This window comes from Pseudoalteromonas sp. S554 (genome assembly GCF_005930865.1).
Lineage (GTDB): Bacteria > Pseudomonadota > Gammaproteobacteria > Enterobacterales > Alteromonadaceae > Pseudoalteromonas > Pseudoalteromonas marina.
In genome coordinates, this window is sequence record NZ_PNDV01000032.1 from 53,952 (window position 1) to 70,661 (window position 16,710).

12 protein-coding genes are annotated in these 16,710 nt (G+C 39.0%); 7 read left to right on the plus strand and 5 right to left on the minus strand.

The annotated features are described in order from the left end of the window. The gene (gene pabB, locus CWB65_RS07735) at positions 1–1,350 is read right to left on the minus strand and encodes an aminodeoxychorismate synthase component I (protein WP_138740339.1); all 1,350 of its coding nucleotides are present in this window, start codon (positions 1,348–1,350) and stop codon (positions 1–3) included. A gap of 169 nt (positions 1,351–1,519) precedes the next feature. Here pabB and CWB65_RS07740 point away from each other — a divergent pair, with 169 nt between their 5' ends. From CWB65_RS07740 to CWB65_RS07760, 5 genes are all read left to right on the plus strand, one after another. Beyond that, the gene (locus CWB65_RS07740; protein WP_006792366.1) at positions 1,520–3,046 is read left to right on the plus strand and encodes a fumarate hydratase; all 1,527 of its coding nucleotides are present in this window, start codon (positions 1,520–1,522) and stop codon (positions 3,044–3,046) included. A gap of 425 nt (positions 3,047–3,471) precedes the next feature. Further along, positions 3,472–4,512: a Leu/Phe/Val dehydrogenase gene (locus tag CWB65_RS07745; protein ID WP_006792367.1), complete on the plus strand. Its 1,041-nt coding sequence runs from the start codon at positions 3,472–3,474 to the stop codon at positions 4,510–4,512. Between the two features lie 132 nt (positions 4,513–4,644). After that, positions 4,645–5,283, plus strand: coding sequence for a CatA-like O-acetyltransferase (locus tag CWB65_RS07750; protein ID WP_138740348.1), 639 nt, complete (start codon positions 4,645–4,647; stop codon positions 5,281–5,283). Between the two features lie 103 nt (positions 5,284–5,386). Further along, positions 5,387–6,211: a M90 family metallopeptidase gene (locus CWB65_RS07755; RefSeq protein WP_058428690.1), complete on the plus strand. Its 825-nt coding sequence runs from the start codon at positions 5,387–5,389 to the stop codon at positions 6,209–6,211. A gap of 99 nt (positions 6,212–6,310) precedes the next feature. After that, complete coding sequence (locus CWB65_RS07760) at positions 6,311–9,496, plus strand: amidohydrolase family protein (protein WP_138740340.1); 3,186 nt, start codon at positions 6,311–6,313, stop codon at positions 9,494–9,496. Between the two features lie 119 nt (positions 9,497–9,615). On the opposite strand, the gene CWB65_RS07765 is transcribed toward CWB65_RS07760, so the two are convergent. Further along, positions 9,616–9,984, minus strand: coding sequence for a hypothetical protein (locus CWB65_RS07765; protein WP_138740341.1), 369 nt, complete (start codon positions 9,982–9,984; stop codon positions 9,616–9,618). A 150-nt stretch (positions 9,985–10,134) separates the two neighbouring features. On the opposite strand from CWB65_RS07765, the gene CWB65_RS07770 reads away from it, so the two are divergent. Next, a complete protein-coding gene (locus CWB65_RS07770; protein ID WP_138740342.1) occupies positions 10,135–10,887 on the plus strand; it encodes a Nif3-like dinuclear metal center hexameric protein in 753 nt (250 codons plus the stop codon). A gap of 373 nt (positions 10,888–11,260) precedes the next feature. Then, positions 11,261–11,833, plus strand: a complete 573-nt coding sequence (locus CWB65_RS07775; protein WP_138740343.1) for a DedA family protein — start codon at positions 11,261–11,263, stop codon at positions 11,831–11,833. Positions 11,834–11,977: 144 nt separating this feature from the next. Here CWB65_RS07775 and CWB65_RS07780 read toward each other — a convergent pair whose 3' ends face one another. The 3 genes from CWB65_RS07780 to CWB65_RS07790 all read right to left on the minus strand — a co-directional run bounded on the left by CWB65_RS07780 (position 11,978) and on the right by CWB65_RS07790 (position 16,602). Further along, positions 11,978–12,754, minus strand: coding sequence for a YdcF family protein (locus CWB65_RS07780; protein ID WP_008127994.1), 777 nt, complete (start codon positions 12,752–12,754; stop codon positions 11,978–11,980). Between the two features lie 41 nt (positions 12,755–12,795). After that, positions 12,796–13,683 carry a LysR family transcriptional regulator gene (locus CWB65_RS07785; protein WP_006792376.1) on the minus strand — a complete coding sequence of 296 codons (888 nt, stop codon included), beginning with the start codon at positions 13,681–13,683 and terminating at the stop codon, positions 12,796–12,798. A gap of 549 nt (positions 13,684–14,232) precedes the next feature. After that, entirely contained in the window at positions 14,233–16,602 is a 2,370-nt protein-coding gene (locus tag CWB65_RS07790) for a bifunctional diguanylate cyclase/phosphodiesterase (protein ID WP_138740344.1), read from the minus strand. Positions 16,603–16,710 lie beyond the last annotated feature (108 nt).

Genomic DNA, 16,710 nt, shown 5'->3' on the forward strand with positions numbered 1-16,710 from the left:
TCACCTACTCTTTAATAAAGGTAAAATTTTATTTACCTTATCGTAAGTCTCTTGGTATTCCAATTCGACTTTAGAATCAGCGACAATTCCGCCTCCGGCCCAACAGTAAATATGCTGCTCATAACAAACTAAAGTTCGAATAGTAATACTGGTATCCATATTACCGCAGGCACTTAAATAACCTATAGAGCCACAGTAAACACTGCGCTGATGAGGTTCTAGTTCCTCTATAATTTCCATCGCGCGTATTTTGGGTGCTCCAGTAATAGACCCCCCAGGAAAAGCGGCCTCGAGTTGATCAACGGCTGTTTTATTAATATCAAGTTCGGCGGTCACTGTACTTACTAAATGGTGTACGGCCGGAAAACTTTCAATTGCAAATAAAGAAGGCACTTTAACGCTGCCGGGTTTGGCTACTTTACCTAAGTCGTTACGAAGTAAATCTACAATCATCACGTTTTCTGCGCGATCTTTGGATGAGTTTGCAAGTTTTAACGCTTGTGCACTATCTTCGTAGGCGTCAGCTTTACGTGCAAGTGTCCCTTTTATTGGTTTAGTTTCTACAATATTGTTTAGGATCGATATAAAGCGCTCAGGCGAAATTGACAAAATAGCGCCTGCAGGATGATTAATAAAACTTGAAAAAGGCGCTTTATTAGCTTCGCGTAATTTAACATACGCTGACCAAGGATCACCGCTATATTGTGCTTTAAAGCGCTGCGCTAGATTAATTTGATAACAATCACCGCTTTTTAAATAGTCTTCAATTACAGCAAACTTTTTGGCGTATTGGGTTTGGCTCATATTAGAAAACCACTCAGACGTTAACTCAAACTTTGCGTCAATCGGAGTTGATGCTAGATATTTCTCGTAAAGCGAGCGTCTTTCAACATGTGGCTGTGAAACATAAAACCACGCATTTTGCTGTCTATCAAAAATGAGTGCATCTAAATAAAGGCCTACAGCCATTTGCGGTAAGTGTATATCTTGCTCTGCTATGGTTGGCATTTTTTCAATTATACGACCCAAGTCATAGCCGAAATAACCTAACCAACCTCCATTAAAGGGCAAGTCAAAAGGTGCTTTTGTGTTACTGAGTTTGCGCAAATGGGTATTCATTATCTCAAAACAGGTTAGCTCACTTGGCTCGCCATTGAATAATGTTTTGTTATCGCTCACTTCAAGCAAGTGTTCAGGTTCTATGGAAATTATGTCGTAGCGACTATTTACATGGTCGCTATTAGCAGAGTCGAGCAGTATGGCATGAGGCAGATGAGAAAAATGCGAAAATACATCAATACAATTTTGTGTTATTGATAATTTTATACAATTATTTTTATTGTTTAGCATTTACTACCCCTATAAGAACTGGCTCCAAACGGGCTGGGAGGGTATCATAAGTCAAATTTTTTTGGCAGCGTTTAGTATAAAATCAACGTTGTAATTAAAACAGTACAAACCACCGTCACCGGTTTGGTATAGATTACGCTTAAGCGTAAAGCTAACTTAAGGAACCATTATGAGTACAATCCGTCAGCAAGACTTTATTGATAGCATTGAAGATGCATTGCAATATATTTCGTTCTACCATCCACTTGATTTTGTTCAAGCATTAGAGAAAGCTTACAATAAAGAACAAAGTAAAGCTGCTAAAGATGCTATTGCGCAAATTTTAATTAACTCGCGTATGTCGGCTGAAGGCAAGCGTCCGCTTTGTCAAGATACAGGTATTATTACGTGTTTTGTAAAAGTGGGTATGGATGTTAAGTGGGATAAAACAGACTTAACAGTTCAACAAATGGTTGATGAAGGTACTCGCCGTGCGTATTTGAATCCAGACAACCCGCTTCGTGCTTCTATTGTTGCAGACCCTGCTGGTACTCGTAAAAACACAAAAGATAATACCCCTTCGGTTGTTCACATCGACTTGGTAGCTGGTGGCGAAGTAGAAGTCATGGTTGCAGCAAAAGGTGGCGGCTCTGAAAACAAAAGTAAAATGGTTATGTTAAACCCTTCAGACGATGTTGCTGCCTGGGTAGAAAAAACACTGCCTACAATGGGTGCTGGTTGGTGTCCACCAGGCATGCTGGGTATAGGTATTGGTGGCACAGCAGAAAAAGCTGCAGTAATGGCTAAAGAGTCATTGATGGATCCGGTTGATATCCATGAGCTTATGGAGCGTGGGGCGGAAACTACAGAAGAAAAGCTTCGTCTAGAAATATTCGAACGTGCAAACAAACTAGGTATTGGTGCACAAGGCCTGGGCGGGTTAACAACGGTTGTTGATATTAAAATTAAAACCGCTCCTACCCATGCAGCATCAAAACCAGTGGTGATGATCCCTAATTGTGCAGCAACTCGTCACGTGCACTTTACTTTGGATGGTTCAGGTCCTGCTGATTTAAAAGCGCCTAAGCTTGAGGATTGGCCTGAAGTGACTTTTGAAGTAGGTGAGGGGACACGTCGTGTAAATTTAGACACGCTGACGAAAGATGATGTTCAAGAATGGAAAATGGGTGAAACCGTTTTACTTTCAGGCACCATTTTAACTGGCCGTGATGCTGCGCATAAACGTTTGCAAGACATGATCAACTCTGGTGAAGGCTTACCTGAAGGCGTTGATTTTGATAATAAATTTATATACTACGTTGGCCCTGTAGACGCTGTTGGTGATGAAGCGGTGGGCCCAGCAGGCCCAACTACAGCAACACGTATGGATAAATTTACCGATATGATGCTAGAAAAAACTGGCATTGTAGGCATGATTGGTAAAGCAGAGCGCGGCCCTGCAACGGTTGAATCAATCAAAGAGCATAAATCTGTTTACTTGATGGCTGTAGGTGGTGCTGCGTATTTAGTATCTAAAGCGATTAAAAAAGCGCGTGTAGTTGCGTTTGAAGATTTAGGTATGGAAGCGATTTACGAGTTTGAAGTTGAAGACATGCCTGTAACGGTTGCAGTAGATAGCGAAGGTGCCAATGCACATACGCAGGGTCCTGCGATTTGGAAGGCAAAAATTGCTGAGCTTGATAGCAAATTAAAGTAATTGTTATCTTTGTTTATGAAGCGAGCCATGTGCTCGCTTTTTTATTTTAAAATCATCAATATTGAATGAAAACTGATCTTACCAGTTGTGTGGTAATTGTTTATATAAATATAAATCACTAAATAACAATTGCTTGCGTGTTAATGGTGGATGTATTAAAAACTTTACGGAAAAATCAATGGTTACGCTAACGTAAACGTAAAGAGGTGTACCCTTGTGTTATTTTAGTTTTAATGTCTATTTTTGTAATTTATTTTAAATTTTTTATTTGTTAATAAGTTATAAGTTGATTATTTAATTTAATCACTTGGTGTTTGTTAGCTTTATCATCTTGATGTGTGGCGAACACTATCTTGAAGTGGTAAAGTCTCGACAATTTCCAGCGCGTACACCCTCTCACGGGTCAATTTTTCGGAGTATTTTAAGTGGCTGTGTTTAATCAAGTTGAATTTGATAACCATGAACAAGTAGTCTTTTGTTCTGACAAAGAGTCAGGTTTAAAAGCAATTATTGCTGTGCATAGTACCAAGTTGGGGCCTGCTGTTGGTGGGTGTAGAATGTGGGATTACGCTAAAGATGAAGACGCAGTGTATGATGTTTTGCGTTTATCAAAAGGGATGACTTACAAAAATGCGGTTGCGCGCCTTCCTTTTGGTGGTGGAAAGTCTGTCATTATTGGTAACGCCAAAGAAATTAAATCGGAACAACTTTTTCGTGCATTTGGTCGCCAATTAGAGCGTTTAAATGGTAGCTATTACTCAGCAGAAGACGTCAATATTACCTGTGCCGACGTTGCTTTAATGAACAAAGAAACAAATTACGTTCTTGGCCTTGAAGGCAAAAGTGGAAACCCATCTCCCTTTACTGCATACGGTACTTTTTTAGGTATTAAAGCTGCACTGCAGCATCAACGCGGCCATCAAGACTTCTCGGGCATAAAAGTAGCTGTACAAGGTTTAGGGGCTGTTGCTTACGGCTTGTGTCAGCACTTAGCTGATGCAGGTGCTAAGTTGTTTGTGACAGATATAAACCAGGTTGCAATTGATCGTGTTGTTAACGATTTTGGTGCAACAGCGGTTGGTATTGATGACATTTATGACTTAGATGTAGATGTGTATGCACCCTGTGCATTAGGCGCAACCATAAACGATGACACTATACCTCGTATTAAAGCAACCATTATTGCTGGTTGTGCTAATAATCAGTTAGCACAATCACGCCATGGTGAAATTATTCGTGAAAAAGGCATTTTGTATGCGCCAGATTACGTTATAAACGCAGGGGGTATTATTAATGTTTATTACGAAACTGCGCCAGAAGGTTATACCGTTGAGGCCTCTAATAAACACGTTGAGGGTATTTTTAATACGCTAACAGAAATTTTTGCTCGCAGCGAAAAAGAGCAAAAATCGACGCACTTAATTGCAGATGAGCTTGCTCAAGAAATAATACAAAATGGCCTTTAGATTTATATTTAGGTCTTGAAGAAAGGGGACGCATTTGCGTCCCCTTTTTTGTTATTAATGCTATTTTTATGAAACAACGTTACACTTTATTTTTAATTAAGTGTGGTATGTATAATGACGTCAACTTCGAATATGCAGCCTATCGACTTTGATAGCTGGCCTCGTAAACAACATTTTGAACTATTTAAAAATTTTATCCAGCCATACTTTAATGTGTGTGTTCAGCTAAACGCACAAACACTGTTTGATTACTGTAAGGCTCAAAATATATCGTTTTTTCAAGCCTATGTTTATTGCACACTAAAAGCTTGCTTCGCTTATGAACCAATTATGTTACGAATTATAGAATCCAAGCCCTGGTTACTTACAAGCATCCGTGCAAGTGTTGTTGAACTTGATGAAGACGAGTGCTTTGTATTTAGTTATTTTGATTATTTGGGCTCTTTCAAAGAGTTCTCAGCCAATAGCGAAAAAGTAAGTAAACAATCTAAGTCAAACTCACTATTTAGCGACGCATTTGCCAATACAGAGGGGCAAGCTGATTTAATTCATATATCTGTTTTACCATGGCTTAACTTTAGCGCTTTTTCACATGCATTTAGCGAAGGGCAAAGTTTAGGGATCCCTAAATTTGTATTTGGTCAATACGACAAAGAAGCTGGCACGATGCCACTATCTGTTGACGTACATCACTCTTTAATGGATGGCCTCCACGTTGCGCGCTTTGTGAAGGTGTTACAAGCTGAGTGTGATCATTTTAAATGTAAATGACGGTAGTAAAAAAAGTATTTTAAAATCTATAGTAACCACAGCAGTTGAAAATTCATCCCGGTGAACATATTTATAAAGGCATATATATGTTAAGGGTATTGCCATGATAAATGGACTATTAATTGGTGTTTTAGTGTTATTTGTGGCGATACTTTGGCAATGGCCTTCTATTCAAGCCTCCCTTTGGCGCAATAAGTATCAACGTATGGGTTTAAGCTCTCAACAAAAAGATATCTTACTGCGCTGTATGCCTATTTACCGAAAGATGACGGATGCTGATAGAGCCAAACTTGAGAGACATATTGTTTGGTTTTTAAATGAAAAGCGCTTTATTGGCTGCGATGGATTAAAACTCACACCTGCCATGAAACTTATTGTTGCTGCTGATGCCTGCGTACTCGTGCTTAACAAACCGTGGCCACTTTATACCAATGTTAAAGAAATACTATTGTACCCAAGTGCTTATTACGCACCGCAAACCACGCGCGATAGTGCTGGTTTAGTCAGTTATCATAATACGGTGAGACAAGGTGAATCGTGGCCTGGGGGAACATTGGTACTCAGTTGGCATGATGTATTAGAAGGAAGCCGCTTACCCAGTGATGGGCATAACTTGGTGTTTCACGAATTTGCTCATCAGTTAGACCAGGAAACAGGTAAAACAACAGGTACGCCACTTTTAAAAAGCTCGGCTGATTATAAAGAGTGGGCAAGGGTATTTAGTCGTGCCTTTACGCAGCTTAAAAGTCATGTGGCGTATAGTATGCCTCACGTTATTCATAGTTATGGCGCAACAAACGAGGCCGAATTTTTTGCGGTGATCACCGAAACCTTTATTGAAAAACCAGCAGAGTTACGGCGCTACGATCCAGAAATATATAGAATGCTGGTTAACTACTATCAATTTGACCCCATTTCTTGGCATTAAACGTAATAAACTGCGCTTTATCAAATAACGCTGGTAACTTTTGGTTGTTTTTGTTGCAATCGGTTAAAACACACAGCAACAATAATAAGCGAGAAAGTTATGAAGAAATTGCTGCATACGGCGTTGGCTTTGTCAGTGTCATTAGCTCTTGGGCAAGCACATGCTGAATCAACCGATAAAAAAGATGAACAAAAATGGCAAGTAGATTCGCCTAAAGGGCAATTTGTTGACGCTAAAATTAGTGTAGAACAAGGCACATGGATGAACATTGATATTAGCCCAGATGGCAAAACCATTGTATTTGACTTACTAGGCGATATTTACACAATGCCAATGAGTGGCGGTACTGCAACACAATTAACCTCTGATATAGCATGGCAAATGCAACCTCGCTTTAGCCCCGACGGTAAACACATTGCGTTTACTTCTGATCAAGGTGGCGGCGACAATATTTGGGTTATGGATTTAAACGGTGAAAACCAAAGTGCAGTAACCAACGAAACGTTTAGACTATTAAATAGTCCAGCGTGGAGCCCTGATGGCGATTTTTTAGTGGCGCGTAAACACTTTACGGCTAGTCGTTCACTAGGTGCTGGTGAAGTATGGCTATACCATAAAGCAGGTGGTAAAGGGGTTCAGCTGACCAAACGCGAGAACGACCAAAAAGATTTAGGTGAGCCAATGTTTTCACCTGATGGGCGTTATGTGTATTTTTCTCATGATGCTACACCAGGCAAAACGTTTCACTATTCGAAGGATTCTGTAGCGGGTATATATAAAATTAAGCGCTACGATCGTGAAACAGGTGAAATAGAAACAATTATTGATGGTATGGGTGGCGCAATTAGACCAACTCCATCGCCAGATGGAAAAACGCTTGCTTACATTAAGCGAGACGACTTTCAAACTAGTTTGTATCTTTATGATTTAAGCACGGGTGAGCACACTCAGGTATACGATAAGTTAGAGCGTGACATGCAAGAAACGTGGGCTATTCACGGTGTTTATCCTACAATTGCTTGGACACCCGATAATAAAGAATTGGTTTTTTGGGCCGGTGGTAAAATTCAATCTGTTGACGTGACTGACAAATCAGTTAGCCCGATTGCATTTAAAGTGGAAACCACTAAAAAGATTCAACCAGCGCTTCGTTTTACTCAAAATTTAGACACTGATGAATTTGACGTAAAAATGCTGCGTAATGTGCAAGTAAGCCCCGACGGTGAAACCGCTATTTTTGAAGCGTTAGGCTATATTTATAAACGCGATTTAGAATCTGGAAAAATTAAGCGTTTAACAAAACAAACAGATCATTTTGAATTATTTCCGCAGTATTCTCGTGATGGTAAAAAAATAGTTTACACCACGTGGAACGATAACAAGCAAGGCCAAGTGCGCGTTGTATCTTCTCGCAGTGGTCGAGGCGACACAATTACACAAGAACCAGGCAAGTATGTAGAACCAACGTTTAGCCCGAATGGTAAAACGGTTGTTTATCGTAAAGCCAGCGGTGGCAGTATTTTAAATCCTAAATGGTCATTGAACCCAGGTATTTATAGCATTAGCGCAAAAGGCGGTAAAAGTGAACTGATTTCTAAAAGTGGATATCAACCACAGTTTGGGGCTGACAACGACCGTGTATTTGTAATGAGCCCATGGCCAAAACCATCGCTGAGTGTTGTAGAGCTAGAAAGCAAAAAAGTATCTAAACTTTATGAATCTGAGCATGCTACTGAATTTAGAGTATCTCCAGATGGGGAGTATCTTGCTTTTGCTGAGCGATTTAAAGTGTATGTAACGCCATTAGTTGAAAGTGGGAAGGCCATAAATATTGGACCTAAAGACAGTAAATTCCCTATAGAGCAGCTATCTGTGCGTGCTGGTGAAAGTATTAGCTGGAGTGCCGATAGCAGCAAACTTTATTGGACACTAGGGCCTGAGCTTTACCATGCAAATTTAAACGGTGTATTTGCGATTAACAGTAAAAGCGACGCTGATTTTAAAGTTAAAAATGGCGAAAACATCGGATTCAGTAAGAAGGTGAATGAGCCAAAAGGCATGATTGCTTTAACTGGCGGTAAAATTATTACGATGAATGGTGATAAAGTCATTGAAAACGGAGTAATAATTACTGATGGCAAGCATATAAAAGCTGTGGGCCCAGCTTCTGAGTTAAGCATACCAAAAGATGCAGAAGTTATTGACGTTACTGGTAAAACTATCATGCCGGGTATTGTTGACGCCCATGCTCATGGTTCTCAAGGGAGCAATGAAATAATTCCTCAGCAAAATTGGAAAAACTTTGCAGGTTTAGCTTTAGGTGTTACGACTATTCATGATCCCTCTAACGACACCACCGAAATATTCACTGCAAGCGAAATGCAAAAAGCAGGTATGATTGTTGGTCCGCGTATTTTCTCTACAGGAACTATTTTGTATGGGGCTAATATGCCGGGTTATACCTCGCATATTGATTCGTTAGAAGATGCTAAATTTCACTTAGAACGCTTAAAGAAAGTAGGTGCTTTTAGTGTTAAATCATACAATCAACCCCGTCGTGAGCAGCGCCAACAAGTCGTTGAAGCAGGTCGCGAACTTGAAATGATGGTTGTGCCAGAAGGCGGTTCGCTACTGCAACATAATTTGAGCATGGTGGTTGATGGGCATACAGGTATTGAGCATTCCATTCCTGTAGAAAACATATACGATGATATAAAACAATTATGGTCACAAAGTGATGTGGGTTACACACCAACGCTTGTTGTTGCCTATGGTGGTATATGGGGTGAAAACTATTGGTATGATAAAACTGACGTGTGGAATCACCCTCGTTTAAGTAAGTTTGTGCCTCAAAATCAGTTGCTGCCGCGTTCTATGCGTCGTGTTAAAGCACCCGATCATCACTATAATCATTTTAACAACGCACGTGTGTCGGCTGAGCTACAAGACTTAGGTGTTTTAGTTAACTTAGGAGCGCATGGTCAACGTGAGGGGTTAGGTGCACATTGGGAAATGTGGATGTTTGCCCAAGGTGGCATGACGCCACTAGAAGCCATACGCGCATCAACACTCGATCCAGCTAAGTACTTAGGGCTTGATAAAAACGTAGGCTCGCTTGAAGTGGGTAAACTGGCTGATTTAATGGTGATTGATGGTGATCCGTTAATTGATATTCGCAGCTCTGATAAAGTTGATTATACAATGATTAATGGTCGTTTATTTAATGCAGAAACGATGAATGAAGTTGGTAAAAAAGCACGCCAACCGCTTTATTTTGAAAAGTAACAATTTTAATTAACGTCTTTAAAAAGCGGCTTTTATGCCGCTTTTTTATTTTACAAATTATAAACAGCAGGCATAAAAAAACCGCTTAACGCGGTTTCTTTTAAAATCATTAATGTTGATTAAACAACACCGCGCGGTAGGCGACAGTCATGATCTTTACGCGCTAGGATTACAATCCACAATTCTTCAGCGGTGTAACCATCTTCACTTTGTGTAACCACAGTGAATGGCGCTTTTTTCTGAGCGGTAACAGGCGCAGCTTTTTTGGTTTTAGTTTTTTTAGCTGGCGCTTTTTCAACAGGTGCCGGTGTTGCTTCACCACTGCTTAATTCTTTAGTTAGCTCAGCTACGTCAGCTAGGCGTAAGTTTTTTCCGCCATCGATGCTGTACCAGCCTGGTTTAGTTGTAATTTCAGGTTTTTTACCATTAGCAGCTTCATACGCTGCTTCAAAGGCAGATAGTACTTCTGTTTTGTCTAGTTTGCTCATCAGAGACCCTATACGTTGTGAACACAGATAAAGAGAAGCTATTTATACCTATTTTGAATCAGTTTTTCAATTTTTTGCGATTTTCCTTCCATTTTAAAGCAATAAACGCCAAAATTTGCACAAAATTCAGTGCAAAGTAAGGTTACGCGTATGCAACGTCAAGAATTTAACCAATTATTAAATGATATTTTAAAGCCTCATAATATTAAGGATTTTTGCCCAAATGGATTACAAGTTGAAGGTAAAAATGAAATAAAAAAAATTGTTACCGGAGTAACAGCGAGCCAAGCATTAATTGACGCTGCAATTGATGAGCAAGCAGACGCTATCTTGGTCCATCATGGTTATTTTTGGAAAGGCGAGTCTCAACCTATTACCGGGATGAAAAAGCGGAGAATAGGCGCCTTATTGGCTAACGATATTAATTTATTTGCTTATCACCTCCCTTTAGATATTCACCCAGAGATTGGTAATAACGCGCAGCTTGCAAAATTATTAGATATTGAAATTCAAGAAGGGCTTGAGCCTGTTGCTAACAGTGTAGCCGTGAAAGGGCGCCTTAAAACAGCGCTAAGTGGAGATGAATTTGCATCAAAAATAGCTAAGGTGCTTAATCGAGAACCCCTCACAAGCTTAGTTCGTTCAAGTAAAATACAAACTATTGCGCTGTGTACTGGTGGAGGTCAAGGTTATATTGATTTAGCTGCGGAGCAAGGTATTGACGCTTATTTAACAGGTGAAGCGTCTGAGCAAACTATTCATAGTTCACGAGAACAAAATATTGATTTTTTTGCAGCAGGGCATCATGCAACCGAACGCTACGGTATAAAAGCTCTGGGCGAGCTACTTGCTCTGGAGTACGGTTTTGAGGTTAGCTTTATTGATATTGATAATCCTGTTTAAGGTACTGTGATATTTAAGATTATTAATTTTAGTACTCGTTATATTTTAAATATTAAAAGCCTTGAATTTAACGCCAGTTAAATAGGGGCGACAACGGATAGTGTACAAGCGCTGCTCTAATAGACTTTATTTACTTATATTGAAGTGAGGGCGTGTTTAAATTTGTTGTCTAGTGAGTTGAGTATAAATTGAGAGTGTTCAGAGCAAGGGAAATAGACACGCTTTTTTTACATACATTACCTAAATGAAAGCGAATAAAATAAACCGGTTGTAAAAGTAAGGTAAGTGGTTTGGTCTCTCATAAAGATCTTTTAAATTACTTAACTCGTTATATATTTTTAGTTTTATTAAAAATGACCTTATAAGGACCGCAATGGAAGGTGTTTTAGCTCTACTTGAGCAGTACGGCTTATTTGTTTACCTGTTGCTCTTTGGGTATTGTGCATTAAAAAGCGGCTGGTTACCTTTATTTGCAGGTTATGCTGCTCAAATCGGCGCACTTGATATTAAATTAGTTATTTTAGCTACTTTTATGGGAGGGTATATTGGCGATGAGATACGATTTGCTCTTGCAAGAGCTTATGGCACTTCATGGCTTGAAAAGCCCAATAAAATTGGTCAACTATTTAAAACAGCGAGTGCGCTTGCTAACCGTTACGGCATGGCTTACATTTTTTTATATCGATACCCCAAAGGTATGCGCACAATTGGAGCGCTCCCTGTAGGGCTAACCGATATATCTTGGCCCCTATTTAGCACCTTAAATGCCTGTTCAGCTGCTTTATGGGTCATTATTTTAGTTGGCGGAGGCTATACTTTTGGAGCTACATTTGAGTCTATAGGTGTAGAGAGCTTAACCGCACTGAGTATATTATTGTTAGGGATATTTTTAGTTATACTCTATCGGCTTTGGACAAAACACCCACCTACAAAACAACGACAGTAAAGTGACGTTATTGTTTAACAAAAAATCTAGTGAAGAGCTTTACCCACATATCTTAAAGTATTGATATTTTATTTTCTTGCTCGACAAACATTCATTGTAAACAAATCAAATTTACGAGTTAGCAGGTGGCTTTTTGCAAGTTGTTTAAAGTGCCTCAGGGTCTAGCCATCGACGGACTTTTATCCACGTTGTTCCTATAACTTCATGGCTGTATTGCGTTACGGCTAGTAGTGCTTGCGCATTTGGAACGAGCTGTTTATGAAAAGGAAGCGCTGCAAAATTGTGAAAGTCAGTTGCTGCAGGAATGCTTGTTACACCTTGGGCCGAAAACAAGTCCTGGGCTCTGGGCATATGCAGTACCGAAGTTACTAACGCTACCTTAAAATCAACTAGCTTAGGCGCTAGTAGCGCAGCTTCTTGCGCTGTATCCATTGCCTTTGGGTTTTGCAAAAGCCTATTTTTATTAATGCCTAACTCAATGGCAGTTTGATACATCAAGCTGCTGTTAGTAATATTCTCATAACCGCCGCCAGAAACAATAAGCTGTGATTTTGGGTAGTACTTAGCGAGTTTGACTCCTTCAACTAGTCTGGTTAGCGCGCAATTACCTAATTGGTTATTAGCACTTAAGACAGAGTTAGGATTTATATCGCACCCAAGCACAACTATTTTGTCTAATTCTGGGTGTTTTGAAGGGTGAAAAGAAAGGCTTGTTGGCTCGTTGTTTTTTAAAATTTGGTTAGCAACAAATGGTGTACTGATTGCCAACAATGTTGAAAGTCCAAAAAATGCAATTACTAAAGAAAATTTGCGCCCCTTGAATGCCAAAAACAAAGCTATAAGTGTAAAAAGACCAATTAAAGGGAGCGGCATAAGCAAGCCGCCAAGTAACTTTTTCAAAGCGAACATAATGAGCAACATAAAAGCTATAATTTAAGTTATGTTACTCATTAATGAGTAGTTTATCGACCGTTATTTAACTTACACGTATTTAAAAAGTGGCGATATACAGGGTTATCTTTCATATCTTTTTTCATCGCTAAGTACATTGGTCGAGTTAAACCTAGCGCACCTAGTGGAATCGATTTGATGAGTCCTTGGCTTTCATATGGTGTAACCAACCAATCAGGTAATGCAGCTACACCCATTCCAGCACTGACTAGCTGAAAAATTAGTAGTCCTTGATCTACGTTTTTTAACGTCCCGTCAAAACGTGCATTTTGAATGAAATGTTTAAATATATCTTGGCGTTCGCGCGGAATAGGGTAAGAAATAATGGTTTCATTCTTTAAGTCCAACGCTGTAACGTATGCTTTTTTAGCAAGATCGTGATCAGGTGCAACAATTAATTTTAACTTAAAGTCGAATAAATGGGCATACTCTAGCTTATCGGGTTCACGAATGTCTGATGTGAGTACTAGGTCTAATTCATCGTTAAGTAAGTCTGGAATTGCGTCATAACTAAAACCACGTTCATAATCAATTTTTATATCTGGCCAAAAGTTATTAAAATCTTTAATTGTTGGAAGTAGCCAGTGAAAACAAGCATGGCATTCAACACTTAAGCGTAATTGTGAAATTGGCTGATTAAGGCTCTCTTTTAAACGACATTTAGTTGCTTCAATTTTCGGCAGTATTTCGTGGGCTAACTCAAGCAATAACATGCCTTGCGGGGTAAAACGCACAGGCTGCGTTTTGCGTTCAAACAGCTGGCAGTCTAACTTGTTTTCCAAGTCTTTAATTTGATGTGATAAAGCCGACTGAGTTAAGAATAATTCGCGGGCAGTATTCACTAATGAACCGGTTTCTTTAAGGGTTGCAATAGTTTTTAAGTGTTTTATACCAATCATCTTTAATAATTCTCATGGAAAATTTGAGTAGTGCTCATTATTTTTCAATACTACGCTTATATAAAAAACGTTTCAACGTCTAGACGTCTAAATTAAGCTAATAAATATAGTTTTACTGATTAATGTTTTTATAGTTTAGCGTAAGTAACTAGATCCAGCCGATTTTATACTGCTTGTATTAATTTACTTCATGTTTAAAGGTAAAGGGGCTGGTATAAAAAACTTTTTAACTCGCTTAGTTAACTAACGCTAATAGATAGAAAAGTAGTGACCTTTGGAGAAAATAAAAATACTTTGGAGTATATGAAGGTTGATCTTTGGTGATTGACTTTACAGCTGTCAGTTTGTCATGCAGGCAAACATAATTTATGTATTGTGGTCATTCCTAATAAATAGGCAATAACGAAGAACAAACCCAAACGCATGCTGCCCTTTGGGTTATTTTTGGGGCTATTTGCTCTTTGTTGCTGGGTATTTATTTACCCCACTAGGTTATATACCTCGCGCCGCGCTCTAAGTGCCCCAAGCCTTAACTTTACAGATGTGGGGCTAAAGTGGTTGATTAATTAGTAATATAGCTTCTTTTGCTGGTACTGGTTTTGACATTAAATAACCTTGTCCGTATTCACAATGCGTAGTTTGCAAAGTCTCTAGCTGTCCGGTGGTTTCAATTCCTTCAGCAACAACTTCAAGTTTTAACGACTTAGCAAGTGACAAAATAGCCTCAACCAAGGGATTTGTTGAATCTTGTACATGATCGATGAAGCTTTTATCGATCTTCAGAATATGAATGGGCAGCTGGTGTAAGTAGCCTAGTGCAGAGTAACCTGTTCCAAAATCATCAAGACATAGTTTTACTTTTAGAGGTGAGAGCCCTTCGATAATTTGTGTGGCGAGCTCTAAGTTTTCTATTAATCCAGATTCGGTTATTTCTAAACACAAAGACCCCAAAGGCAATTGGTATTTGTTATATATAGCGTGGACCTGAGCTACAAAATCTTGGCTTGCAAAATGACGCGATGATACATTTACTGTCACTTTTAAGAAACGATGACCTTGTTGGTGCCACTTTGAAATATGCTGTGCAGCTAAGTCGAGTAGATGTAAATCCAGGTTGATTATTTGGCCTGTTTTTTCAGCGATAGGAATAAAGTCATTAGGTGAAACAAACCCTTTTTTAGGGTGGTGCCAACGAACAAGTGCTTCAAAGCCAATAACGTGGTTATCTAAGATTGTAAAAATTGGCTGAAAGTAGAGTTCAAATTCGTTGTGTTCAATACCGTGCTGTAGGTCGTTTTCTATGTCGGCGTGTGTTTTAAGCTTTTTTCTCATTGTGTTGTTAAAAAACTTAACTTGTCCACGGCCTGTTGATTTAGCCTCGTACATAGCGGCGTCTGCTTGTTGCAGTAACAGGTATGCTTTATCGTCAACATTATCAGTATAGGCAATACCTATGCTGGTAGAGGCTTGCAATAAATGGCCATCAACATTTATTGGTTTAGAAAGTGCTTCTTTTATGCGCCCTAGTGCCTCTTTAACTTGATTACGATGAGTAATGTTTTCCATTAAAATAGCAAACTCGTCGCCACCCAAGCGTGAAAAAGTGTCGGTGTTACGAACTGTACCTTTGATCAACTCACAAATTTTAATTAAAAAGTGATCGCCAACTTCGTGGCCGAGCGCATCATTGATACTTTTAAAGCGGTCAAAATCTAAATAAAGTAGGGCATGAACAGTGCCTTTTTTTACACGCGTTAAGCGCAAAATTGCATGCTTTATTCGTTCAATAAGTAATGAACGATTAGCAAGCCCGGTTAATCCATCATGTAAAGCTTTATGTTCAAGCTCCTGCCTAGCTAACTGCCTATCTATTGCCATACTTATTTGCCTGCTTACATAGGTAAGCAAAGCACTATCGTGCTCATTATAATGATGTGCCTCATGATAACTTTGCACAACAATGACACCACTCATACGTTTATTGGCTTTAAATGGTACACCTAGCCAAGATTCGGCTTGACGACCAATTAATTTAAAATGACCTTGCTCTATATGATCAATGTAGTCTTGTTTTGTTAATAACATCGCTTGGTCAGTTTGCAATAAAAAGTAAGACGCGGTGTCTTTAAGTTGTTCTTTAGAGATTTTTTGATGTGTGTTTGTTTGTATTCCAGCTTCAACAATGTAAACAATATCAAGGATGTCGATTTGTTTATCGTAAAGGCCAATAAAAAAGTTATCAGCCCTTAGTAAGCTATTAATAATAGTGTGCAAAGATTCGAAAAATGTATCTAAGTCACTGGCTTTATAGGTTAAGTTGGCTATTTGAAGAAGACTATTTTCAAGCTTTTGCGCGTCATTTAACTGCTCAACAGTCGATTGCAGGCTATTTACCATGTTAACTTGGTTTATTTTAGCGCTTAAAAGGTGTGCCACTGTTGTTAATATTTCAAGGTGTGCATTAGTAAAGTAGTTCATAGCTGGGTGTTCACAATCAATAACACCTAGAATGCGGTCTTTGTATACAAGAGGTACACAAAGCTCTGATTGAGCAGGGCGTTCGTCTGCAATATAACGGCTATCCTTTGTGACATCGCCTAAAATTATTGCTTTTTTTGTTGTTGCAACAAAACCTGATATACCTTCATTAAAATCAATTACTTTTCGTTGGGCTTTGTACTTATATCTTTGGCGATCGATTCCCATAGAAGCAACAAGGTTCAGTTTAGAGGCTGATTCATCAGCGAGATAAATAACACAGTCAACAAACCCAAGGCGATTTACAACTTGGGTCGTTACATATTCAAATAGCTCATCTAAGGTGTCTAGCTGTAATAGGCTTGATGAAAACTGATTTATGATACTTAGCTGATCTGTTTTTACTTCAAGCGCTTTAGAGGTATCGATACTGTTCGACATAGGCAAAATTTATTATTCTTTTTTTATAAACACCACATTAAGTTAACCTAATATCAACTGTTCTACAAAATAAAACGATAAACGTTTTAACAAAGCTGTAAATAAAAT

Bases quoted from the DNA above. Each gene is read 5' to 3' on its own strand.
- pabB (WP_138740339.1), bottom strand. From the start codon at position 1,350: ATGCTAAACAATAAAAATAATTGTATAAAATTATCAATAACACAAAAT.
- CWB65_RS07740 (WP_006792366.1), top strand. From the start codon at position 1,520: ATGAGTACAATCCGTCAGCAAGACTTTATTGATAGCATTGAAGATGCA.
- CWB65_RS07750 (WP_138740348.1), top strand. From the start codon at position 4,645: ATGCAGCCTATCGACTTTGATAGCTGGCCTCGTAAACAACATTTTGAA.
- CWB65_RS07755 (WP_058428690.1), top strand. From the start codon at position 5,387: ATGATAAATGGACTATTAATTGGTGTTTTAGTGTTATTTGTGGCGATA.
- CWB65_RS07760 (WP_138740340.1), top strand. From the start codon at position 6,311: ATGAAGAAATTGCTGCATACGGCGTTGGCTTTGTCAGTGTCATTAGCT.
- CWB65_RS07765 (WP_138740341.1), bottom strand. From the start codon at position 9,984: ATGAGCAAACTAGACAAAACAGAAGTACTATCTGCCTTTGAAGCAGCG.
- CWB65_RS07770 (WP_138740342.1), top strand. From the start codon at position 10,135: ATGCAACGTCAAGAATTTAACCAATTATTAAATGATATTTTAAAGCCT.
- CWB65_RS07775 (WP_138740343.1), top strand. From the start codon at position 11,261: ATGGAAGGTGTTTTAGCTCTACTTGAGCAGTACGGCTTATTTGTTTAC.
- CWB65_RS07780 (WP_008127994.1), bottom strand. From the start codon at position 12,754: ATGTTGCTCATTATGTTCGCTTTGAAAAAGTTACTTGGCGGCTTGCTT.
- CWB65_RS07785 (WP_006792376.1), bottom strand. From the start codon at position 13,683: ATGATTGGTATAAAACACTTAAAAACTATTGCAACCCTTAAAGAAACC.
- CWB65_RS07790 (WP_138740344.1), bottom strand. From the start codon at position 16,602: ATGTCGAACAGTATCGATACCTCTAAAGCGCTTGAAGTAAAAACAGAT.